At 47.2% G+C, this 21,516-nt stretch carries 23 protein-coding genes and 1 pseudogene; 6 read left to right on the plus strand and 18 right to left on the minus strand.

Annotated elements, in window-relative coordinates:
* Positions 1-18 precede the first annotated feature (18 nt).
* The gene (typA, locus tag STRDD12_RS04315) at positions 19-1,860 is read right to left on the minus strand and encodes a translational GTPase TypA (RefSeq protein ID WP_066915482.1); all 1,842 of its coding nucleotides are present in this window, start codon (positions 1,858-1,860) and stop codon (positions 19-21) included.
* Between the two features lie 176 nt (positions 1,861-2,036).
* Between typA and STRDD12_RS04320 the strand changes: the two genes are divergently transcribed.
* Both STRDD12_RS04320 and tehB read left to right on the plus strand, forming a co-directional pair.
* On the plus strand, positions 2,037-2,264 hold the full coding sequence (locus STRDD12_RS04320; protein WP_066915484.1) for a hypothetical protein: 228 nt from the start codon (positions 2,037-2,039) through the stop codon (positions 2,262-2,264).
* 9 nt (positions 2,265-2,273) lie between these two features.
* Positions 2,274-3,155 (plus strand): SAM-dependent methyltransferase TehB, encoded by an 882-nt coding sequence (tehB, locus tag STRDD12_RS04325; RefSeq protein WP_066915486.1) that lies wholly within the window; start codon positions 2,274-2,276, stop codon positions 3,153-3,155.
* A gap of 321 nt (positions 3,156-3,476) precedes the next feature.
* On the opposite strand, the gene STRDD12_RS04330 is transcribed toward tehB, so the two are convergent.
* The 9 genes from STRDD12_RS04330 to metK form a co-directional block, all read right to left on the minus strand.
* Positions 3,477-3,902, minus strand: coding sequence for a F0F1 ATP synthase subunit epsilon (locus STRDD12_RS04330; RefSeq protein ID WP_066915488.1), 426 nt, complete (start codon positions 3,900-3,902; stop codon positions 3,477-3,479).
* Positions 3,903-3,914: 12 nt separating this feature from the next.
* On the minus strand, positions 3,915-5,321 hold the full coding sequence (gene atpD / locus STRDD12_RS04335; RefSeq protein WP_066915490.1) for a F0F1 ATP synthase subunit beta: 1,407 nt from the start codon (positions 5,319-5,321) through the stop codon (positions 3,915-3,917).
* 13 nt (positions 5,322-5,334) lie between these two features.
* Positions 5,335-6,213 (minus strand): F0F1 ATP synthase subunit gamma, encoded by an 879-nt coding sequence (locus STRDD12_RS04340; RefSeq protein ID WP_066915492.1) that lies wholly within the window; start codon positions 6,211-6,213, stop codon positions 5,335-5,337.
* 14 nt (positions 6,214-6,227) lie between these two features.
* The gene (gene atpA, locus STRDD12_RS04345) at positions 6,228-7,733 is read right to left on the minus strand and encodes a F0F1 ATP synthase subunit alpha (protein WP_066915494.1); all 1,506 of its coding nucleotides are present in this window, start codon (positions 7,731-7,733) and stop codon (positions 6,228-6,230) included.
* Positions 7,734-7,748: 15 nt separating this feature from the next.
* Positions 7,749-8,285, minus strand: coding sequence for a F0F1 ATP synthase subunit delta (locus STRDD12_RS04350; RefSeq protein WP_066915496.1), 537 nt, complete (start codon positions 8,283-8,285; stop codon positions 7,749-7,751).
* On the minus strand, positions 8,285-8,794 hold the full coding sequence (atpF, locus tag STRDD12_RS04355; RefSeq protein ID WP_066915498.1) for a F0F1 ATP synthase subunit B: 510 nt from the start codon (positions 8,792-8,794) through the stop codon (positions 8,285-8,287). The genes STRDD12_RS04350 and atpF overlap by 1 nt, the downstream gene beginning before the upstream one ends.
* Before the next feature lie 14 nt (positions 8,795-8,808).
* A complete protein-coding gene (gene atpB / locus STRDD12_RS04360) occupies positions 8,809-9,522 on the minus strand; it encodes a F0F1 ATP synthase subunit A (protein ID WP_066915500.1) in 714 nt (237 codons plus the stop codon).
* Positions 9,523-9,558: 36 nt separating this feature from the next.
* Positions 9,559-9,759, minus strand: a complete 201-nt coding sequence (locus tag STRDD12_RS04365; protein ID WP_066915509.1) for a F0F1 ATP synthase subunit C — start codon at positions 9,757-9,759, stop codon at positions 9,559-9,561.
* A 268-nt stretch (positions 9,760-10,027) separates the two neighbouring features.
* Positions 10,028-11,221, minus strand: coding sequence for a methionine adenosyltransferase (gene metK, locus STRDD12_RS04370; RefSeq protein ID WP_066915511.1), 1,194 nt, complete (start codon positions 11,219-11,221; stop codon positions 10,028-10,030).
* A 228-nt stretch (positions 11,222-11,449) separates the two neighbouring features.
* Between metK and birA the strand changes: the two genes are divergently transcribed.
* Positions 11,450-12,379 (plus strand): bifunctional biotin--[acetyl-CoA-carboxylase] ligase/biotin operon repressor BirA, encoded by a 930-nt coding sequence (birA, locus tag STRDD12_RS04375; protein ID WP_066915512.1) that lies wholly within the window; start codon positions 11,450-11,452, stop codon positions 12,377-12,379.
* A gap of 73 nt (positions 12,380-12,452) precedes the next feature.
* On the opposite strand, the gene STRDD12_RS04380 is transcribed toward birA, so the two are convergent.
* The 7 genes from STRDD12_RS04380 to mvk form a co-directional block, all read right to left on the minus strand.
* Positions 12,453-13,649: an Mbeg1-like protein gene (locus STRDD12_RS04380; protein ID WP_066915513.1), complete on the minus strand. Its 1,197-nt coding sequence runs from the start codon at positions 13,647-13,649 to the stop codon at positions 12,453-12,455.
* A 67-nt stretch (positions 13,650-13,716) separates the two neighbouring features.
* Positions 13,717-14,022: a nucleotide pyrophosphohydrolase gene (locus tag STRDD12_RS04385; RefSeq protein ID WP_066915514.1), complete on the minus strand. Its 306-nt coding sequence runs from the start codon at positions 14,020-14,022 to the stop codon at positions 13,717-13,719.
* On the minus strand, positions 14,015-14,323 hold the full coding sequence (locus STRDD12_RS04390) for a rhodanese-like domain-containing protein (protein WP_066915515.1): 309 nt from the start codon (positions 14,321-14,323) through the stop codon (positions 14,015-14,017). The genes STRDD12_RS04385 and STRDD12_RS04390 overlap by 8 nt, the downstream gene beginning before the upstream one ends.
* A complete protein-coding gene (gene fni, locus STRDD12_RS04395; protein WP_066915516.1) occupies positions 14,311-15,333 on the minus strand; it encodes a type 2 isopentenyl-diphosphate Delta-isomerase in 1,023 nt (340 codons plus the stop codon). The genes STRDD12_RS04390 and fni overlap by 13 nt, the downstream gene beginning before the upstream one ends.
* The gene (locus tag STRDD12_RS04400; RefSeq protein WP_066915517.1) at positions 15,323-16,339 is read right to left on the minus strand and encodes a phosphomevalonate kinase; all 1,017 of its coding nucleotides are present in this window, start codon (positions 16,337-16,339) and stop codon (positions 15,323-15,325) included. The genes fni and STRDD12_RS04400 overlap by 11 nt, the downstream gene beginning before the upstream one ends.
* On the minus strand, positions 16,336-17,274 hold the full coding sequence (mvaD, locus tag STRDD12_RS04405; RefSeq protein ID WP_066915519.1) for a diphosphomevalonate decarboxylase: 939 nt from the start codon (positions 17,272-17,274) through the stop codon (positions 16,336-16,338). Before mvaD ends, STRDD12_RS04400 begins: the two co-directional genes overlap by 4 nt.
* A complete protein-coding gene (gene mvk / locus STRDD12_RS04410; protein ID WP_066916227.1) occupies positions 17,256-18,137 on the minus strand; it encodes a mevalonate kinase in 882 nt (293 codons plus the stop codon). Before mvk ends, mvaD begins: the two co-directional genes overlap by 19 nt.
* 200 nt (positions 18,138-18,337) lie before the next feature.
* On the opposite strand from mvk, the gene STRDD12_RS04415 reads away from it, so the two are divergent.
* Positions 18,338-19,693: an Nramp family divalent metal transporter gene (locus tag STRDD12_RS04415; RefSeq protein ID WP_066915521.1), complete on the plus strand. Its 1,356-nt coding sequence runs from the start codon at positions 18,338-18,340 to the stop codon at positions 19,691-19,693.
* 88 nt (positions 19,694-19,781) lie between these two features.
* Positions 19,782-20,272: pseudogene (locus STRDD12_RS08565) on the plus strand (biotin transporter BioY).
* 604 nt (positions 20,273-20,876) lie between these two features.
* Here the strand turns inward: STRDD12_RS08565 and STRDD12_RS04430 are convergent.
* The gene (locus STRDD12_RS04430; protein WP_066915531.1) at positions 20,877-21,089 is read right to left on the minus strand and encodes a YdbC family protein; all 213 of its coding nucleotides are present in this window, start codon (positions 21,087-21,089) and stop codon (positions 20,877-20,879) included.
* A 92-nt stretch (positions 21,090-21,181) separates the two neighbouring features.
* Between STRDD12_RS04430 and STRDD12_RS04435 the strand changes: the two genes are divergently transcribed.
* Positions 21,182-21,505, plus strand: coding sequence for a hypothetical protein (locus STRDD12_RS04435; RefSeq protein ID WP_066915532.1), 324 nt, complete (start codon positions 21,182-21,184; stop codon positions 21,503-21,505).
* The last annotated feature ends 11 nt before the right edge of the window (positions 21,506-21,516 follow it).

Consider the following 21,516-nt stretch of genomic DNA (forward strand, 5'->3'; position numbering starts at 1 on the left):
TCAAGCCCTTCCTATCGGCTATTCAGCTGATTTTTTCTTTTTTTGTGCCTTAGCACGGGCGTTTTTATCCAAGATTTGCTTACGCAAACGAATGGATTCTGGCGTCACTTCCATGTATTCATCATCATTGAGGAATTCCAAGGATTCTTCCAAGGTCAAAATGCGTGGTGTTTTAATCACCGCTGTTTGGTCCTTAGTTGCCGAACGCACATTGGTCATTTGTTTTGCTTTGGTAATATTAACGGTCAAATCGTTATCACGAGAGTTTTCACCGATAATCATTCCCTCGTAAACTTCGGTTCCCGGATTGACAAAGATTGTTCCCCGTTCTTCGATAGACATGATAGAGTAAGTTGTTGCTTTACCTGTATCGATAGAAACCAAAGCCCCACGGTGACGACCGCCAATTTCGCCTGGAACAACTGGCAAGTATTGGTCAAAGGTGTGGTTCATGATTCCATAACCACGTGTCATAGACAAGAATTCTGTCGAGTAGCCAATCAGACCACGTGCAGGCACCAAGAAGACCAAACGGGTTTGACCATTGCCAACGATTTGCATATCCAACATATCGCCCTTACGTTCAGACAAGGATTGAATGATAGCCCCTTGGTACTCTTCTGGGGTATCAATTTGCACACGCTCAAATGGTTCCATTTGAACACCGTCAATCTCTTTGATAATAACTTCAGGACGTGACACTTGAAGCTCATAGCCCTCACGACGCATGGTCTCAATCAGGATTGACAAGTGCAATTCCCCACGACCTGATACTGTCCATTTGTCTGGTGAATCTGTTGGGTCAACACGCAGGGATACGTCTGTCTGCAACTCAGCCAACAAGCGTTCTTCGACTTTACGAGAGGTAACGTATTTACCTTCACGTCCAGCAAATGGTGAGTTGTTGGCCAAGAAAGTCATTTGCAAGGTTGGCTCATCGATGTGCAAGACTGGAAGTGGTTCCACAGCATCAGTTGGTGTGATGGTTTCACCGACAAAGATGTCTTCCATACCAGAAACGGCAATCAAATCACCCGCCTTAGCTTCATCGATTTCACGGCGTTCTAGGCCAAAGAAACCAAAGAGTTTGGTTACACGGAAGTTCTTAGTGGTCCCGTCAAGTTTAGACAGGGTAACTTGGTCACCAACCTTGATAGTCCCACGAAAGACGCGCCCGATACCGATACGACCGACGAAATCATTGTAGTCCAAAAGTGACACTTGGAACTGCAAAGGTTCATCAGAATTGTCAATCGGTGCTGGAATATGGTCAATGATGGTATCAAAGACTGGTGCCATGGTGTGTTCTTGATCAGCTGGGTCATCAGAAAGAGATGATGTTCCATTGATGGCTGACGCATAAACGACTGGGAAATCCAATTGGTCATCATCGGCACCAAGTTCGATGAAGAGTTCTAAGACTTCATCAACGACTTCAGCTGGTCGTGCAGACGGTTTATCAATTTTATTAACAACCACGATTGGGACAAGGTCTTGTTCCAAAGCTTTTTTCAAAACAAAACGGGTTTGTGGCATGGTTCCTTCGTAAGCATCCACTACCAAGACAACCCCGTCAACCATTTTCATGATCCGCTCAACTTCTCCACCAAAGTCCGCGTGTCCAGGTGTGTCCATGATATTGATGCGTGTCCCATTATAAGCGACCGCTGTGTTTTTAGCCAAGATGGTAATTCCACGTTCTTTTTCAAGGTCGTTGGAATCCATTGCACGCTCTTGCAGTTCTTTACGTTCATCCAGCGTATGTGATTGTTTGAGCAACTCATCCACCAAGGTTGTTTTCCCATGGTCGACGTGGGCAATAATCGCAACGTTACGGATATCTTCTCTTAGTTTGGTCATGTTTTCCTCTTATCTTTAAATGATTCGCCTACAAGTATATCACAATTGTTGGCAAAAAAAAGGACTGACCGACGTGTAACCGTTTTATAGCATGGAATCTTTTTCAGCCTAAAAAAGAAGGAAGCTTTTACCAGCTAAAATATGATACAATGAAAGCACCTTCAAAAGGAGAACTGATGACACCACTTAAGAAAAAAACTGCACTCGTCTACGGCCTTGCCGGTATCGTTACTTCTTGGTTATCTCCCCTGATTGCCATGACTTTAGGCTTCATTGGCCTGATACTGAGTCTTGTTTATCACAAGACCTCACCTTATTCTTATCGCATGGATGCCCTGATTAGCGCCCTTGCTATCCTAGCAGGCCTCGCGTGGTATCTGATTCCTAGTTTTTTAGCTTCCTAAGGAGACTCTATGACAACATCCATCACTACCGATAAACTCGTGGCCTACAAGGTTATGCCTACCTGGGACAAGGCCACTGTTCCAGACTTGGTTCTCAACCAGCACAATACCATGGAAGGAACCTGGGCTAAACTCACGATTTTAGCCGGTCAATTACGCTTTTCTGAACTGACCGAATCTGGTGAAACCCTTTCAGAAACAGTCTTTACCCCTGAAACACCTACCCCATTTGTCTCACCACAAGCTTGGCACAAGGTAGCCCTCTTGACGGACGATAGTCAATTTTACATCACTTTTTACTGCCAACCTGAAGACTATTTTTCTAAAAAATACAATCTCGGTAAAACCCACTCGGAAGTCCTCGCTGCAGCACCGCTCTGGGAAAGCGGAAAGGTCTTGGACCTAGGGGCAGGCTCTGGCCGAAATAGCCTTTATTTAGCTCAGCAGGGCCACCAAGTCACCGCACTGGACCGCAACCCTCAAGGGCTGGCTCTTATTGATGACATAGCTGAGCAAGAACAACTGGATGTCACCACAGGCCTCTATGACATCAATCAAGCCAAACTTACTGACGACTACAATGTTATCATCTCGACTGTCGTCCTGATGTTTTTACAGGCCGAGCGCATTCCTGATGTTATCACAGATATGCAAAATCATACCCTTCCTGGTGGTTACAACCTCATCGTTTGTGCCATGAGCACGGATGCCTACCCTTGCAACCTGCCTTTCTTTGGGTTTACCTTTTCAGAGGGTGAATTAGCAGACTACTATAAAGACTGGGAAGTCATCACCTACAACGAAAACCTGGGACATCTCCATAAACGAGATGCCAATGGCAATCCTATCGCTTTGCAATTTGCAACCCTACTCGCTCGAAAACCCCTTTGAAATCAAGCAAGGTAAAAACAAGCAAAGGGCAACCTAGGTGAGCTTTTAGTACTGTGATAAACTGATTTTAGTGGTCGTTCTACAAGGCTTGACCACTAAAAAACACTGCCAGTTAAGCGAGCAAGCATCAAACTTTTCGCCATGAAAAAACGCTTGAAACAGTGACGTTTCAAGCGTTTGGCAACTTTAAGACCCTAGGCTCACAGTTAAGCGAGGCAATCAAGCAGACCTTGCTCCCTTTCCTCCCTCACCTAAGGGAAGGGTTAAAAAGATTTTATCAGCAAATTTAAATGTCTGAGACAGGAGTCTCAGACATTTTTCTTAGCGTGATGAGGCTACGCGGATACGGTTCATGGCGCGTTTAAGTGCCACTTCCGCCCGTTTAACTTCATCGATATTATCTTCTTGATGTGCGCGTGCTTCTTCTAGTTTCGCCTCCGCACGTTGTTTGGCCCTTTCGGCCCGGCTGACATCAATGTCGCGGTCTCTCTCGGCAGAGTCTGCAATGATTGAAACCACATTGTCTTTGACCTCGATAATGCCACCATTAACTGCGATATAATCCATGTGACTATCATCATCAATCCGACGCACATGGACCTCGTTAACGTCTAAGGGGGCAATCAAGTTCACATGGCCTGGCAAAATCCCGATTTCACCTGCCAAGGTATCAGCCTGAACAAACTTTGCATGGTGATTGTAGCGTTCACCGTCAGGTGTCACGACACGAACCGTCATTTCTGCCATCATCTCACCTCGCTAAAATCCCATTTTTTTGGCTTTTTCAACCACTTCTTCGATGCGACCGACAGAACGAAAGGCATCTTCAGGTAGGTCGTCGTATTTTCCGTCCAAGATTTCCTTGAAGCCTTTGACCGTATCAGCAACTGGAACATAAGAACCTGGTTGTCCTGTAAAGGTTTCAGCCACGTGGAAGTTTTGGGACAAGAAGAACTGAATCCGACGTGCTCGGTTAACCAAGGTTTTTTCGTCATCAGATAATTCATCCATCCCCAAGATAGCAATGATATCTTGCAGTTCACGATAGCGTTGCAAGACACGCTGTACCTCAGTAGCCACCGCATAATGCTCGTCACCGACAATCTCAGGCGCCAAGGCAGCTGAGGTAGAGGCCAATGGGTCAACGGCTGGGTAAATCCCTTGTTGCGTCAAACGGCGTTCCAAGTTTGTGGTCGAATCCAGATGGGCAAAGGCTGTCGCTGGCGCTGGGTCAGTGTAGTCATCGGCTGGCACATAGATGGCCTGAATAGAGGTGACAGAACCCTTTTTCGTTGACGTAATCCGTTCTTGCAATTGCCCCATTTCAGTTGCCAAGGTTGGTTGGTAACCTACGGCAGATGGCATCCGTCCCAAAAGGGCAGAAACCTCTGAACCCGCTTGGGTAAAACGGAAGATGTTATCGATAAAGAGAAGCACGTCTTGGCCTTCCACATCACGGAAGTATTCCGCAATAGTCAAACCAGTCAAGGCCACCCGCATCCGTGCTCCTGGTGGTTCATTCATCTGACCAAAGACCATGGCTGTTTTTTCAATAACGCCTGATTCTTTCATTTCCCAGTAGAGGTCGTTCCCTTCACGGGTCCGTTCCCCAACACCGGTAAAGACGGAAATCCCACCATGCTCTTGCGCAATGTTGTGAATCAATTCTTGGATAAGGACGGTTTTACCAACCCCGGCACCACCAAAGAGGCCGACTTTCCCCCCTTTGACATAAGGGGCCAAAAGGTCGATAACCTTAATCCCTGTTTCTAGAATTTCTGTCGCTGTAGACAATTCATCGAAGGTTGGCGCCTTACGGTGAATGCTATCTCGGCGGTCGTCTTGTTCAAAGACTGGCCCGTTATCAATAGTGTCACCAATGACATTAAAGACACGCCCCAAGGTTTCTTTACCAACAGGGACACTAATTGGGCGTCCTGTATCCAAGACTTCAAGGCCACGCATCAACCCATCTGTAGACTCCATGGCAATTGTCCGCACGACACCATCACCAACTTCGAGCGCTACTTCTAAAACGACACGTTGGGTCTTGGCATCATCTGTATAAACAATCAAGGCATTATTGATTTCAGGGAGTTGTTGGTCATCTTCAAAGACGACGTCCACAATAGGGCCGACGACTTGAACAATTTTTCCTGTGCTCATTGCTTCCTCCTTTTTATTCTAATGCGTTAGCACCAGCAACGATTTCTGTGATTTCATTCGTAATCGCTGCCTGACGGGCACGATTGTATTTAATGGTCAATTCATTAATCAAATTGTGGGCATTATCTGTCGCAGCCTGCATAGCCGTCATACCTGCTGCATGCTCAGCTGTTTTAGCATCCACAATCGCCCCGTAAATCAAGCTTTCCGTGTATTGAGGAAGCAATTGTTCCAAAATAATATCGCGATCAGGTTCCAATTCAAATGAGGTCCGGTCATCTTGACCCTCATCTTCTGGGTTGAGCTCGACAATCGGAAGCATTTGTTGAACACGCACCTGACTAGTGATGCTATTGACGTGGTGGTTATAACACACATACAATTCATCAAAGATTTCATTGGTGTACATTTCAACCGATTTAGAAATAATTTTTGAAACCTGTTCAAAACTTGGCTGATCCGGTAAGCCTCGCAACTCAAAGACAGGTTCGATGCCACGAGCGCGAAAGAAATCTGCACCTGTCCCACCGATGCAAATAAATTCGCAATCATCACCATCGGGATGATACTCTTTTTTAAGTTGCATGACTGCTTTTAAGATATTAGCATTATAGCCACCGACCAGGCCCTTGTCAGAGGTAATGACAATATAACCTGTCTTCTTGACTGGACGCGCCTGCAAGAGAGGGTTACTGGTACTTCCTGTCGGAATACCACTCAACAAGTCATTGGTAATCTGACGAACCGCAGTCGCATAAACTTGAAAATCTTTAGCCGCTTGCTCAGATTTGTTCAGCTTGGCAGCCGATACCATCTGCATGGCACCCGTAATTTGGCTGGTTTTTTTAGTAGACGCAATCCGCGTCTTGATTTCATTAAGAGATCCTGCCATTGACGACCTCCCTCTTAATTATATGGTGATTGGGCTTTGAAAGTCGCAATCGCATCATCGAGGACAGCCTCCTCAGGCAAGTCTTTTGTCTCAACGATAGTGTTCAGCAGTTCAGGGTATTTGACATCAAAGAAAGCAAAGAGCTCTTCTTGGAAGTTCAAAATATCCTTAACCGGCACGGAATCCATAAAGCCATGCGTCAAAGCATACAAGACCAAGACTTGTTTTTCAACAGGCAATGGCTGGTGAACGCCTTGTTTTAAGACTTCGACAGTCCGACGCCCCCGGTTCAGCTTGGCTTGAGTCGCTGCATCCAAGTCAGAACCAAACTGCGTGAAGGCTTCCAATTCACGGTAAGAAGCCAAATCCAAACGCAAGGTTCCTGCCACTCGCTTCATGGCCTTGATTTGCGCAGCCCCTCCGACACGTGATACCGAAGAACCGGCATCAATAGCGGGACGTGTTCCTGAGTAAAAGAGATTGGATTCCAAGAAAATTTGCCCATCTGTGATGGAAATTACGTTGGTTGGAATGTAGGCTGAAATATCACCCGCTTGTGTTTCAATGATTGGCAGCGCTGTGATAGAGCCTCCTCCCAATTCATCAGACAGTTTTGCAGCACGTTCCAACAAGCGTGAATGCAGGTAGAAAACATCCCCTGGGTAGGCTTCACGACCTGGTGGCCGACGGAGCAAGAGGGACAGTTCACGGTAGGCAACGGCCTGTTTAGACAAGTCATCATAGACAATCAAAACATGTTTGCCGTTGTACATAAACTCTTCACCCATCGCAACCCCTGCAAATGGCGCAATGTAAAGCAAAGGTGAGGGTTGAGACGCTGACGCTGTCACCACGATGGTGTAGTCCAAAGCCCCAAAACGGCGCAAGGTTTCTACCTGTGCACGCACGGTTGATTCTTTTTGACCGGTTGCGACATAAATACAAATCATGTCCTGGTCTTTTTGGTTCAAAATCGTGTCGATGGCGATAGAGGTTTTACCTGTTTTACGGTCGCCGATAATCAATTCCCGTTGCCCGCGACCGATTGGAACTAGGGCATCAATCGCTTTTAGACCTGTTTGGAGCGGTTCTGTAACGGATTTACGTTGCATAACACCAGGTGCTGGTGCTTCAACCGGACGTGTCTTATCTGTCTTAATCTCGCCAAGTCCGTCAACTGGTTGTCCCAAAGGGTTAACAACACGCCCAATTAAGGCTTCCCCAACAGGAACTTCCATGATTTTACCCGTTCGTTTGACGATATCGTCTTCACGAATGCTACTAAAATCACCCAAGATGACAATCCCGACATCACTGGTTTCCAGGTTTTGTGCCATTCCATAAACGCCATTTGAGAACTCTAAGAGCTCGCCACTCATGACATTATCCAATCCACGAGCACGCGCAATCCCGTCTCCGACGTAGGTGACAACACCTGTCTGTGTGACATCGAAATTTGGTGTAAATCCTTCAATTTGTTGCTTGATTAAAGCACTAATTTCTTGTGCATTGATTGCCAAAAGTCACACCACTTTCTATTTTAATTTGGTTTTTAAGTCTTGTAATTGACTCCGAATACTCGTGTCAATGACTTGATTTTTTGCATTGATGACAAATCCACCAATGAGGGTCTTATCCACACTTTCGACCAAATCCCCTGAAGCAATACCAAAGCGTGATTTTGCTAAGGACAAGAGTTTCTCTTTTTGGTCCTCTCGTAAAGGGGTTGCTGTTTTCACTAAGACTGGGTAGTGTCCTGTCTCTTGAGCCAAGAGGGCTAAGCTAGCCTCTAAAATCGCTTCAAGGTCCGCTTCACGGTTGTTTTGACCGATAATGGTCAAAAAGCGTTGCAACTCGGTTGAGCAGGGCTCTGCCAGAAAGCCAAGAAGTTTACTGGCCTGTTCCTTAGTGATATTGGCTTGACGCAAGTAAGTTGCCAAGTCAGTTTCCGCCATAACAGCTAAAAGCGCTTCAATCTCATCGTGGATTGTCTGGGTTTGGTTATGGTCAATAGCGACCTCGACCAAACTCTTGGCATATTGCGCAAGGAGCGCTTCTTTTTTCTTGTCCATTAGGCATCTCCTAATTGATCCAAGTAGCGGTCAACCAAATCTTGTTTGGCTTTGTCGTCAAGTTCTTTGGCGAGAATTTTTTCCGCTAGGCGCACGGTCAAGTCAGCCACGTCACCTTTGACACTAGATACCGCTTCTTGCTTACTTTGAGCAATATCTTGTTGTGCTTTTTCTTTTAGGCGGTTGGCTTCTTCATGAGCATTGGCAATAATCTTATCCCCATGGGCCTTTCCGGTTTCATGCGCATTGTCAATGATTTTACCAGCTTCATCCTTAGCCTCTACCAATTCCTTCTGACGACGGTCAGCCAGGCTTTGAGCTTGAATCCGAGATTCTTCGGCTGAGGTGATGTCATCTGAAATCTTTTGGGCACGTGCTTCGAAAATAGCTGTGATTTGAGACCAAGCAAACTTTTTAATCAAAAAGAGCAACACGACAAAGGCGCCGGTCACAATGATAAAGTTTCCAATAACGGTCCCAAGTCCTGACGCTTCTAATGTTGGTAACATAGGTTTGTCCTTTCTTAGTCCTCTTCTTCTTTAATCTTGCCCCCCAAATAGGTGGATGTCAACAGGATGAATACATAGGCCTGCAGACAGGAGATAAACATAGAAAATGCCACCCATAGCAAGAGGAATATAAAGGCAAATGGTGTTGCCAAAATACTGGTTCGAGCGAATACCAAGAGCAAGCCCACCAAGAGTTCACCCGCATAGATATTTCCGTAGAGACGAAAGGCTAGTGAGATGATATTGGTGAATTCTTCCATGATATTGAGTGGTGTCATCCCGATAGGGGTAACAAACTCTTTGAAGTAGCCCTTGAACCCATTTTCACGAATCGCAATCGCTTGGGTACAGATGGACATAATAATCGCAAGGCCAATATCAAAGAACATATTAGCCGTCGGTGACGTCCAGAGGTTCTCACCACTTGGAGACGTCAACTTGGTTATCAGTCCAATATTATTGGCTACCAAAAGCAAGGCAAAGACACTAAAGTAGAGGAGGAGGTATTTTTTGGCGTACTTTTCGCCTAAGTTGTCCTTGATGAGACCATAAACAAAGTCATAGACCCACTCCAAGACATTTTGTTTCCCCTTAGGCTTGAGCGTCATGTGACGTGAAGCCAGATAAACAAAGATAAAGACAAGAAATACCGTCAGGGCAGACATCCATAACAAGGTCAGGTCAAAGGTCACAGGACCAATGGTTACACTTGGAAAAGTTTCTTCCAACTTTCGTCCACCTTCTTTCTAAATGGGTCTGAGCCTTTATTTGACGAAGAATGTAAAGGCAAATGTCACAAAGAAGGTTCCTTCAATGAAACCAACCCCTAAGAAGATCATGGTACGGAGTTTATTGAACAACTCAGGTTGACGTGCTGCAGCTTTCATGAAACTACCTACCAAGATACCTTCACCGATAGATACACCCATACAGGCAATACCGAGTGCCAAAATTGCAAAATTCATTGTGAATTCTCCTTTTAATTTTTTTACCCTGTTATTTTAGTCCTATTTTCAGCAAAAGTCAACGCTACATAAAAGGGAAGTAGGCAATTTGACAGAAAATGCAAAGTTTTCTGAATTTTTCAAAAAAATTACCAACCCCTTTCCACTCCTTTAATATAGAAACCTTGACGAAGGGGTGATTTTCCTAGCGACACCCCCTCTAGTGACTTGCTACCCATAAAAAAAAAGGCTGGGACTTTATCCCAACCTCCTGTGACAGGTGTTTTGTTTAATCTGCTAGAGCAGTTTGAAGGGCTGCCACCTTGTCCAAACGCTCCCATGGCAGGTCGATGTCTGTTCGACCGACATGTCCGTAGGCTGCGGTTTGTTTATAAATAGGGCGTTTGAGGTCCAGCATTTGAATAATACCCGCTGGGCGCAGGTCAAAGACCTGACGAATGGCCTTGACCAATTCACCCTCACTAACGGTTCCTGTGCCAAAGGTATCAACACGGACAGAGACAGGGTGAGCCACACCGATGGCATAGGCTAACTGCACTTCGGCTTTCTTGGCCAGACCTGCTGCAACGATGGTTTTAGCAATGTAGCGTGCGGCATAAGAGGCAGAACGGTCCACCTTAGTGGCATCTTTTCCAGAAAAGGCACCCCCACCATGGCGGGCATAGCCACCATAGGTATCGACAATAATCTTGCGACCTGTCAGTCCTGAATCCCCTTGAGGCCCCCCAATGACAAAGCGACCTGTTGGATTGATAAAGAACTTGGTTTGGTCGTCTAAATACTTGGCTGGAATAACCTGACGAATGACTTGTTCAATCACATCCTGACGAATCTGTTCTTGACCAACTTCTGGGTCGTGCTGCGTGGAAATAACGACAGTATCGACACGAACAGGACGGTCGTCCTCATCATATTCTACCGTTACTTGCGATTTAGCATCTGGACGCAGATAGCTAATCTGTCCTGATTTACGCAACTCTGCCAGACGTTTAACCAGTTGGTGACTCAGCGCAATGGGAAGTGGCAGGTATTCTGGTGTCTCATCAGTGGCAAAGCCAAACATAAGCCCTTGGTCACCTGCCCCAATCAGATCCAGTGGATCTTGATCGGCATCCCCACGAACTTCCAGAGCTTCATTGACCCCTTGAGCAATGTCGGGAGATTGTTCCACTAAGGATGGGTGTACCCCAACGGTTTCTGCTGAAAAGCCATAGGCCGTATCGGTATAGCCGATGTCTGCAATGGTGTCACGCACCACTCGGTTGATATCCACATAGGCCGTGGTCGAAATTTCGCCAAAGACATGGACCGACCCAGTGTAAACGGCTGTTTCAGCCGCCACATGGGCATCTGGATCCTGTTCTAAAATAGCATCCAAAATTGCATCTGAAATCTGGTCAGCAATCTTATCTGGATGCCCTTCGGATACGGATTCGGAAGTGAAAAGTTTACGTTCTGACATATAATGTCCCCCTTAAAAAGTTTTAACAGACCCGGGTCTGTTTGACGTTACTAGGTTACAAAGCACTGATCTGTCCTTGGGACAAACCACCTTTTCGGGACTTAATAACAGGACTCATTATACCATAAAAATAGGCGCTCCTGCTTTTTCTTTTATAGAAATCCCCTATGTCTGTGATAGGTTTTTCCAATCACCCTCCGCCTAGCGAACTTGTGATATACTGAGAGTATGAAAACATACGAGAAAATTTATAACTTATTAAAAGAAGAAAAGGACTGGGTAAGTGGGGAGCGCTTGTCCCAGCAATTAGGCCTTTCTCGGACTTCCATATGGAAAGGTATCCAACGCTTAGAAAAAGAAGGGGTTAGCATTGACTCCGTCAAGAAAAAAGGCTACCGTATCGCTTCCGGAGACTTGCTTATCCCTCAGCAATTAAGTCAGGAGCTGGGCATTCCCGTCAGCCTCAAGACCGATAGCCAATCGACGCAGACCGATGCCAAGACAGACTACCTCACAGATGACAAGCACCTCTATCTGGCGCCTAGTCAAGCCGCAGCGGTTGGTCGTTTCGGCCGACCTTTCTTTGCCCCCAAGCAAGGCGGCATCTACCTCAGTTATCGTTTTCGGCCCTTCTGCCCTCTAGAGGACCTGCCCAACTACACCCTGCTGGCGGCAGCTAGCGTGGTTTTAGCTATCAAAGCCTTGACAGGCAAGAACCCACAAATCAAGTGGGTCAATGACATCTATCTTGATGGCAAAAAAATTGCTGGCATTTTAACCGAGAGCCAGTTGGACATGGAGACAGGGCTGGTGGGTCAAGTCATCATCGGTATGGGCCTCAACTTTCACATCACAGACTTTCCAAAGGAAATTGCAGACAAGGCTGGCAGCCTCTTTACCCAAACGCCTCCTATCAGCCGACAAGACTTGATTGCCAAAATTGGACATATTTTCAAAGAAACCCCTGAAGCTGTCCTCCTTGACACCTACCAAAGCCATTCCCTCGTCATCGGAAAAACCGTCAGTTTTACCCAAAACGGCCAAAGCTATCAAGGCCTAGCCAGCAGTATCGACCAAGCAGGTATTCTGACCGTTCAGTTGGACAATGGCGAAAGCATGGCGCTTAACAGTGGCGAAATCTCGCTGAGCGATTGGTGAAAGAAACACAAATACCCCCGACAAGGACACCTTGCCGGGGGTTTGTTTCTACTGATACAGTCACCTATTTATTCTAATCGCTTTTACCGTCCCATCTAAAGGCCTCCAAGCGCTTTTTGATATCCTCTCGCACATCCCATTTGTTTTTTGCTTTTTCGCCAACTTGTTTAACCCCCTCTTGAAAAATCAAGCTCATGAGGGTGGCCAAGGCGTCTAAGACGGCTCGTCTTTTTTCAGCCGGGATACCTGTCAGGCCTTCAAGGGCTCGACGGCTACTGGTCATAAAACTGGACTGAAAATCTGTCAAATCAGCAACTCCTGCTAAAATCAAGCTGTCAAAAACAGTATCGACACAGAGCTTCAATTGAGCATTTGGCAAGGCATCCAGAAATTGGTCAAACACCCGCTCCATGGTTTGACTAAGCAAGGTCTGGCCTTTGACTGCTGGCACTAGGGCCGTCTCAGACACTTGCCAATTAAAAATCGAGTGTTGCATCAATAATTGCCCGCGACTTTGAATGGTTTTGGTTTGTTCAGGCATTTCCAGCATGACCCCAACCAGTGATTCTTGTGGGCGATAGGCGGTCAGACGTGAAAGCATTGGGTTAGCACTGTCTTTGGCCAAAATCCGAGGGTGAAGCCCTGGGGCGTCATAGGTCACAAGCGCTAGCAGTTTGTCGGCAGCCTCCGAGTCTTGTTGAAGGCTCGCGTAAAGGGCTAGGTTGCCTCCCTTTGAGTGACCTGTCACCACTAAATCTGTCGACCAGTTGGCTAATACTTCCTTTAAGTAGGCCTGCGCCATTTCTTGGGCCGGAATTTCCGACCGATAGGTCATCATGAAGTCTTCTTTCCAGCCAATCAGACTGGTATCTGTCCCCCGAAAGACCACTTGACTGTAGCTAATCTCTGGGATGGTGAGTACCACGGCTGCAAACTGTCGCTCGGTAACCACGGATACTTCCTCACGATAGCCTAAAAAATGCAGGTCCTTATAGCGTGAAAGCTCAGACATCAGCTGAAAAAGGTCACGCCGTTTGGTCGTGGCAAGGCCTGGGTTCTGGTCCCAGAGAACCTGTCGTTCTTGGACTTGGTCAGATAGACTTGCCAAGGATTTGGCTGAAGCCCTACTAAACTCAGGCGACACGAGGCCTGTCAAAGGCAGGTAACAGAGTTCATTTAACAAGAGCTGGTCAACCGCGTTAACCCCTTCTTGCAAAAAAGAGACCTCTCCATACTCTTTTAGATATGAAAAAACATCCTCCTTGGCCATAATTTCCTTTCTCTTGCATACGGCTTCACCAAGCCTCTAAACCAGGTCCCCTCCCAAAGAGGAAAGTTTAGTTATCCGTTTTGGTATCGGCTTTCGGTAGGGGATATTTTAGCGCGTTTTTGGCTAATTTATCCTGAACGATACGAGTGACATCTAAGTCTAAAACAGTGGCTAGGTTCAAGGAATAAATCAAGACGTCTGCTAATTCTTCTGCAACATTGGTCATGTCTTTGGGGGCATCCTGCCACTGGAAGTTTTCCAGAAGCTCTGCCGCCTCAATACTGATTGAAGTTGCCAAGTTTCTTGGGCTATGCGCCTGACCCCAGCCTCGTTCGCGATTAAAGGCTAAAATGGCCTCTTGCAAGTCATTCATGCCCATCTCCTTTCTCAACTGGGCCTTGATAGGTCCCAAAACCTCCCCTGACAAGCAGTAACTGTTGAAAACCTTCTTCTGCTAATCGTTCCACAGCCATCTGGGCCCGACTGCCCATCTGACACATGACAGCATAGGGTTGCTGAGGTGACAGGCTTTCCTTCCAGCTGGCAATCGCAGAAAGAGGAAGATTTCGCGCACCAGGCACATGCCCTTGACAAAATTCATCCGTCTCACGCACATCCAGCAGGACCGCTTCCTTAGGCCCATTTAACCAATCTGTTAGTCTTATTTCTTGCATGCTATTTCTCCAGAGACTTGCTCCCAAGCTTCTTTGAGTCGACCATAGAGCAGATAGGGGCGGTCTTTAAGCTGGTCTATACTTGCGGCGTTAAGGGCCGTCATCAAGAGGCGAAGGTCTTCTTTCCAGGCCTTGACTTGTGCAATCACTTCCTCAAGGGGCTGACGCTCTACCATTTCCAGAATGGTCCGAGAAAGCCCGACAGCCTTAGCCCCTAAGACAAAGGCTTTGACCATATCCAAAGGTTGGCGAATCCCTCCACTAGCTAAGACCTCTAACTGCTCTTGATAGGGCTGACTGCGTAAAAGCGCCAAGGGCGTTGTTTGCCCCCAATCATTGAGGTAGTCACGCCCATGACTGGAGCGTTGGTTTTCGATAAAAGCAAAGGAGGTTCCCCCTCGCCCAGAGATATCCACCGCTTTAAAACCAGCTGCTTGGGCTCGGGCCAGCGTCTCAGGGTCCATCCCAAAGCCGACTTCTTTTAACATCAAAGGGCTTGTCACCTCTTTAGGGTAACGGTTGAGGTGTTGCAACCAGTTTGAAAACTCCCTTTCCCCCTCTGGCATTAACAATTCTTGCATCAGATTGACATGCACTTGGAGAAAAAGCGGTTGCATGGCAGCCACAACTGTCTGGGCCTGCTCAGGGGTCTTGTCTAGACCGATATTCGTCGCCAAACGCAGGTCAGGGTAGCTCTCTCGCAAATGAAAAGAAGCTGGTTCTTGTCCTGCTAGAGCCGCACTATAAGAACCCGTCACCATGACCAAATCACAAGCCAGCGCAACTTGCGCTAGCTTATGATTAACCTTTTCTGCCTTGGCACTGCCCCCTGTCATGGCATTGATATAAAAGGGAAAAGCCCATTTTTCCCCGAGCACAGTTGTTGATAAATCAACCTGATGTGGGGAAATCTCTGGCAAGGAACTTTGCAGAAGTTCCATGTCATCAAAGGCATTATAGGGGGATTGGTAGCGTAAGGCATAGGCTATATGCTGGTCTTTACGATTCATACGTTTCTCCTAGGTTAATCTCTGCAATGGTCTCAATGCCAACCGTCTGCCAAGCTTGACTGAGCGCCCTTGCTTGCGCTGTGTCAAAGACTAGGGCAATCCCACAGTCACCCCCGCCAGCTCCACTGCTTTTAGCTGCAATGTCTAAAGCCTGCGCTTGTGCCACTAAGGCATCTAGAGCAGGCGTGTAAATAGCGGGGTCCAGGTCCTTTAAGGCCTGACCTGCCTGCTTGATGGCTGACTGGGCAAGTGCCTTTTGCCCCGCTTCCAAGGCCTCTTTCAGCCTAGCGACAGCCTTTTCCATGACTTGTAAAAACGCAGGCGCTTGACTCCCCTTGACACGGTCCACCAAGTCTTGCGAGGAGGCAGCCTTCTGCGTCCAACCGACCAGGACAGTAGCTGGGAAAGTACTTGCTACAGGGCTAATCTCATAGCCCCAGTCTCTTGTCATGACTTGTGCTATTGCTTCTTCTTCCAACCACTGCTTGACCGACTGACGGTCAAAGGAAACGTAAGAGGTCACTTGGTCCGTGGTGATACAGGCGATGTCTCCCATCGAACCATTATCACCTAGGGTCAAAAGCGTCGCACTGGCCAGCTTAAACAAGAGGTCTGAGCTAACTGTGACACCATAAAAAGCCAAGACAGCCTTCAAAGTCACAACCACTACACAACCACTAGACCCCAAGCCGAATTTCTTGCCCGCTTGCCCTAGTTGCCCTGAAATGGTCAAGGAAAAAGGACATCTCTCTTTCAGCCAACCCATCTGCAAAAGATAGGTTTCTGCTAGTGCAATCGCTTGATAGATGAGCTGGTAGCGGGTGTCCTCAGGACCGGTGGCCACCTGACCAATTTGTTCGGAAAACAAGCGTCTCGACTTAGCCGGAGCAATCGTGGCTGTCAAATAAAGAGGAACCGGTAGAATAAGCGCTGACTGACCTGGTGTCAAGATGCTGTATTCACCTGCCAGGTAAAGCTTCCCTGGCGCTTTTACAGTAATGCTCATGAGAGTTCCTTCGTTTTAGAGGCAATCACTTGGTAATCCTCGGCAAAAATCGCGCTTAAGCGGTCTAAGTCTTCCTCAAGACAAAGCACCTTGACATTTGGTCCAGCATCCATGGTGAAATAACAGCGTTCGCCACTGGCACGCAGGGCACGCACCCGGTCCATTGCTGCCTGACTTGCACTTGTCAAATAACTAAAAGGTGGCTGGCTAGCCCTTGTCGTGCTATGCATGGCCAGAGCATTGCTTTCTGTCAAGCGACCAACAGCCTCAAAATCATCGGCAGCCAAGTAGCCCTGCATGGCGGTGTAATCTTTTGCCGATTGGGTAACCCAATCCGAGAAATTACTGGCTGTCTCCACGCACCGCTTCATGCCTTCACGAGAAGAAATAGCTTTTTTCTGGTCTGAAATCACTAGGATAATCATGGCCAGCTTGAGATTTGTCTTTACAGGAAAAATAGCCCCACTATCCTTATCCCAAGCCACAACTGGCCCATAAAGGCTACGCGCTGAAGAGCCTGAAGCAAACTTTGCTTCTTGGGCCAGCCGCTTGGTATCCCATTGGCACTGATAAAATTGATTGGCCGCTCGCACAAGCGCAGACAAACCAGACGAACTAGAGGATAAGCCTGCTGCCGTTGGCATATGGTTAACGGAACGCACCTCACAAAAACCGTCTTCTGGCCGGCGAAAGCGGTCTAAAACCTTACTCACCTTAGCTGTTTCGGCTTGTCCTTGACGCTCTCCGTCAAGATAGAAGATATCCTCAGTCGCTTCTTTGGAAAGAGGGGCTATCTCCGTATCCGTCGTCAAAGCTTCCAGCGTCAGCGAAATGCTAGATGTCGCTGGCCGCATAGCGGTAGGGTCAGCCTTCCCCCAGTATTTGATTAGCGCAATATTGGCATAGGATGTTACGGCTACATTTTCTCGATCCATGTTTGCTTGGCTCCTTTCTGCTTAAGTTCTTTTTGGAGGTCTAAGGCCAAAGACTCCGTGTCAGCTAGGGCAATGATACAGCCCCCCAGACCGCCACCTGTCATCTTGGCTCCCAAAGCGCCTGTCGCTAGGGCTTGAGCAACCAGTCGGTCAGAGGCCTCACAAGACACCCCTAAAGCCTTCAGGCTGGCATGGGCTTGGGTCATTTTCTCTCCCATACCCTGATAATCGCTAGCCAAAAGCGCCCCTTCAAATTGCTCAGCCAGTAGGCCCAAGCGGTTAAGATGAGGCAAAGCTTTTTCTTGAAGGTCCTGCACCTTTTGAATGGCCTCGCTGGTTTGACCATGAATCCCAGTATCGGCAATGACCAGATAGGCCTGGCCCTCAAAGGCCAGACGTTTAAAACCAACATTTCGGATGTAACTAATCAGTTCATCACTCAGGCAGGTCTTGGCATCCAGCCCACTTGGGTTGGTGTGAGCGATAATTTCTGATTGATTGACCAATATTTCCAAATCCTGATGGCTAATGGTCTGCCCAAAGTAGTCATAAACCGCTCGAATGGCTGCAATCGAAACCGCTGCCGACGAGCCCATCCCCCGCCTTTGGGGCACATTAGAGACAATCTCATAGCGGATGGGCGCATTTTCTTGTCCCAAATGCTCTAGAGCAGCATAAACCGCCGTGGATAAGGGGTCCGTCAAGTTCACTGCAAAAGGCTGGTCACTGGCTGTCACCTGACAGCTCACCCGAATCCCCTGTAAAGGCATGGCAATGGCCGGAAAACCATAGACCACCGAGTGTTCCCCCATTAATATAATCTTGCTATGAGCATCCCCATGCCCTATCATTTGCTCTGTCATCTTTTTCATCTCATTATCTTTTAATCAACTCTTTTATTCTAATATAATTCCTCTTAATTCGCTACTGGAAACCCTAGCCCTTTCTGTCACGCCAGCCTTTCCCACCTCTTCTAGACAGACCGGCTTTCATTGCCCCTTATTTTTTGTTATAATCCCAGTAAAACAGGTGAGGGGTTAGCCCTTTTAGAAACGAGACAAGTATGTCACAACAATCTGATTTATCGTCCCATGCGGGCACGTCTTTACAAGACATCAACCAGTCTATCCAAGTCCCTAAAAACCTAGGTCTCTGGAAAAGCTTTCTACGCTTTTTAGGTCCAGGAGCGCTGGTAGCTGTCGGCTATATGGACCCGGGCAACTGGATTACCAGCGTCCAAGGAGGTGCCAGCTACCGTTACCTTCTCTTATCCGTCATTCTACTCTCTTCATTGATTGCCATGCAGTTGCAACAAATGTCGGGAAAACTCGGTATCGTCACTCGGTCCGACCTAGCCCAAGCCACGGCCCACTATCTACCCAAACCTCTGCGCTACTTGCTTTGGGTCATTATTGAACTCGCCCTCATGGCCACCGATTTGGCCGAAGTTATCGGTTCTGGGATTGCCCTGCATCTGCTCTTTGGCTGGGACTTGCTTTTTTCTATTTTACTAACGGTTTGCGATGTCTTTTTATTGCTCTCTTTGATGAAACTCGGTTTTCGAAAAATCGAAGCGATTGTCTCCACCTTGATCGCAACGATTTTGATTATTTTCGTCTACTTGGTTTTCTTGTCCAAGCCTAGCCTGACTGGGATTTTACAGGGCTATCTGCCCCAGCTCTCTGTCTTCGACACGCAAACCACAGGCAGTTTGTCCAGTCGTTTGACCCTGAGCCTGGGTATCCTAGGGGCCACTGTCATGCCACACAACCTCTATCTGCACTCTTCCATCTCACAAACCCGCCGTGTTGACTATGATGACCCCAAGGACATTCAGCAAGCGGTGCGGTTTATGACTTGGGATTCCAACCTGCAACTGAGTTTGGCCTTTGTGGTCAACTCCCTCTTGCTTATCCTTGGGGCGGCCCTCTTTTTCGGGCACTCTGAAAAAATTGGGGCTTTTTCCAGCATGTACCATGCCCTTGAAACTCCCAGCATCGCAGGGAGCATTGCCAGTCCTTTTCTAGCAACCCTCTTTGCCGTTGCCCTTTTGGCGAGTGGGCAAAACTCTACCATCACAGGAACCCTAACCAGTGAAATCGTCATGGAAGGTTTCCTCAAGCTACGTATGCCAGCTTGGCTCATTCGTCTGGTGACCCGGCTCTTTGCTCTCTTGCCAGTTATCGTCGTCGCCTTGCTTTTCGGAGACCAAGAAACCACGCTGGACAACCTCCTCATCTACTCACAAGTTTTCTTGTCCATTGCCCTGCCCTTCTCCATTTTCCCCTTGGTCTATTTAACCTCTCAGAAAAAGATTATGGGAGATTATGCCAATGCCAAATGGAATTCAGCCCTTGGCTACGGTGTTGCCGGACTCTTAACCATCCTCAATATTATTCTAGTAGTTGACATGTTTTAAAAATCCTTTATAATAAGTGTTACCCTATTTTTTAAGAAAGGTAACACTTATTTTTATGTCTCTTTTATCAACCAAGCGCTTGGCCCGCATGGCCATTGCTGTTGCACTTGTGATTGTTTGTTCGCAGATTACTGTGCCTCTACCCGGCATTCCTTTTACCCTACAAACCTTTGCGGTCGGTTTAGTGGCCAGCCTGCTAGCACCTCTGGATGCCTTTTTGGCCTGTCTTACCTATCTCCTGCTTGGTGCCATCGGTTTACCCGTTTTTGCTGGTGGCGCTGGCGGTTGGGCTAGCTTTGTAGGCGCTGGCGGTGGTTTCCTGATTGGTTTTAGTCTTTTTGCCCTCTGGACGAGCTTCTCAACCCACAAAAACAAAACTTTTGGTGGTTGCTTTTAAACCTTATCTTAGGCGATGCCCTCGCTTTCTTCTGCGGTTGGCTGGGACTCATGACCTTTTTACATCTGGATGCCAGTGCTGCCTTTTATGCCGGTGTGGCTCCCTTTGTTCTCATCGATCTGATCAAGATGGTAGTCGTGGCCATCATCGCCCAACGGTTACGCCCAATTTTATCACGCTAAGATACGACAAAAAACCCGAGACGACTGTCTCGGGTTTTGAAACATTGCTAAACTTTTAGATGGCTAGATTCTGCGGAAGGCTACAAATAGAAAAAAGGTATTTTCAGTTTTTTGGAACAACCTACAAGACTTTCCGCCGTGAGAAAAGTGCTTGAAACAAGCTTGTTTCAAGCCTTCGGTAACTTTGAGACCTAGGCTCAAAGTTAAGGTATGGAATCCGTCAGGATTCGCTACCGTCCGTCCTCACCTAAGGGAAGTCTTAATAAGATTTTGTTTTCAATCTCAAAACCCGAGACGACTGTCTCGGGTTTTGAAACATTGCTAAACTTTTAGAACGCTAGATCCTACGGAAGGCTACAAATAGGAAAAGGTGTTTTCAGTTCTTAGCAACAACCTGCAAGACTTCCCGCCGTGAGAAAAAGGCTTGAAACAAGCTTGTTTCAAGCCTTCGGTAACTTTGAGACCTAGGCTCAAAGTTAAGGTATGGAATCCGTCAGGGTTCGCTACCGTCCGTCACTCACCTAAGGGAAGTCTTAATAAAGATTTATTTTCAATCTCAAAACCCAAGACTATCGTCTCGGGTTCTTTATCCTATGAAAAGCAATTAACCTTTAAAAGCGTCCACCAACACTTGAAATTCTTCGTTGGTCAAGGTGATTCCCTTGCCCATTTTTTCATGGTCTGGGCTCCAAGAGCGGATATCGTACTTGGCCGCTGCCCCGTTGAAACTCACACGATTGAGTTCTTTGGTCCAGCCCTTGTCGTTTTCAGATAGGGTTAGTAAATGTTCTTCGATTGCAAAGCTAAATTCAGCCATATATCATCCTCCTACCGGTTTATTCGCTACCGTTTGCAAAAATTTAGGGTTATACGTTATAATTATTTTAACAACTTATTTGAGAAAAGACGATGAAAAAACTACTTGAACATTTAAAAAAAGATTTGAAGCACTATATTGACCCCAGTCATACCCCGCCCGAAGAAAAAGCCCGTCTCAAACGCATCGACCGTCAACTGACAACTGCCTTGGAAAACCAGCGCCCCATCCACCTGATTACCGATAAGGGGGCCTTGACGGGAACCATCACGCGCTATGATAGCGCCAAAGCGCAACTGGTTCTGAGGGATTTCACTCAAGGTCCCACTCACCTGATTGCCCTTTCTGATATTCAAAAAATTTCCTTTCTGCCCGATAGCGTCATCGACTCACAAGAAGAAGCCAAAAAAGACTAGACGGCTTTAGC

It is taken from the genome of Streptococcus sp. DD12, from assembly GCF_001578885.1.
Lineage (GTDB): Bacteria > Bacillota > Bacilli > Lactobacillales > Streptococcaceae > Streptococcus.

Coding starts and splice junctions, on each gene's coding strand:
- STRDD12_RS04435 (WP_066915532.1), top strand. CDS start 21,182: ATGAAAAAACTACTTGAACATTTAAAAAAAGATTTGAAGCACTATATT.
- STRDD12_RS04385 (WP_066915514.1), bottom strand. CDS start 14,022: ATGAATGACTTGCAAGAGGCCATTTTAGCCTTTAATCGCGAACGAGGC.
- atpD (WP_066915490.1), bottom strand. CDS start 5,321: ATGAGCACAGGAAAAATTGTTCAAGTCGTCGGCCCTATTGTGGACGTC.
- STRDD12_RS04390 (WP_066915515.1), bottom strand. CDS start 14,323: ATGCAAGAAATAAGACTAACAGATTGGTTAAATGGGCCTAAGGAAGCG.
- fni (WP_066915516.1), bottom strand. CDS start 15,333: ATGAATCGTAAAGACCAGCATATAGCCTATGCCTTACGCTACCAATCC.
- STRDD12_RS04330 (WP_066915488.1), bottom strand. CDS start 3,902: ATGGCAGAAATGACGGTTCGTGTCGTGACACCTGACGGTGAACGCTAC.
- mvk (WP_066916227.1), bottom strand. CDS start 18,137: ATGACAGAGCAAATGATAGGGCATGGGGATGCTCATAGCAAGATTATA.
- STRDD12_RS04380 (WP_066915513.1), bottom strand. CDS start 13,649: ATGGCCAAGGAGGATGTTTTTTCATATCTAAAAGAGTATGGAGAGGTC.
- metK (WP_066915511.1), bottom strand. CDS start 11,221: ATGTCAGAACGTAAACTTTTCACTTCCGAATCCGTATCCGAAGGGCAT.
- mvaD (WP_066915519.1), bottom strand. CDS start 17,274: ATGGATCGAGAAAATGTAGCCGTAACATCCTATGCCAATATTGCGCTA.
- STRDD12_RS04430 (WP_066915531.1), bottom strand. CDS start 21,089: ATGGCTGAATTTAGCTTTGCAATCGAAGAACATTTACTAACCCTATCT.
- STRDD12_RS04350 (WP_066915496.1), bottom strand. CDS start 8,285: ATGGACAAGAAAAAAGAAGCGCTCCTTGCGCAATATGCCAAGAGTTTG.
- atpF (WP_066915498.1), bottom strand. CDS start 8,794: ATGTTACCAACATTAGAAGCGTCAGGACTTGGGACCGTTATTGGAAAC.
- tehB (WP_066915486.1), top strand. CDS start 2,274: ATGACAACATCCATCACTACCGATAAACTCGTGGCCTACAAGGTTATG.
- STRDD12_RS04340 (WP_066915492.1), bottom strand. CDS start 6,213: ATGGCAGGATCTCTTAATGAAATCAAGACGCGGATTGCGTCTACTAAA.
- STRDD12_RS04365 (WP_066915509.1), bottom strand. CDS start 9,759: ATGAATTTTGCAATTTTGGCACTCGGTATTGCCTGTATGGGTGTATCT.
- STRDD12_RS04320 (WP_066915484.1), top strand. CDS start 2,037: ATGACACCACTTAAGAAAAAAACTGCACTCGTCTACGGCCTTGCCGGT.
- birA (WP_066915512.1), top strand. CDS start 11,450: ATGAAAACATACGAGAAAATTTATAACTTATTAAAAGAAGAAAAGGAC.
- STRDD12_RS04415 (WP_066915521.1), top strand. CDS start 18,338: ATGTCACAACAATCTGATTTATCGTCCCATGCGGGCACGTCTTTACAA.
- STRDD12_RS04400 (WP_066915517.1), bottom strand. CDS start 16,339: ATGAGCATTACTGTAAAAGCGCCAGGGAAGCTTTACCTGGCAGGTGAA.
- typA (WP_066915482.1), bottom strand. CDS start 1,860: ATGACCAAACTAAGAGAAGATATCCGTAACGTTGCGATTATTGCCCAC.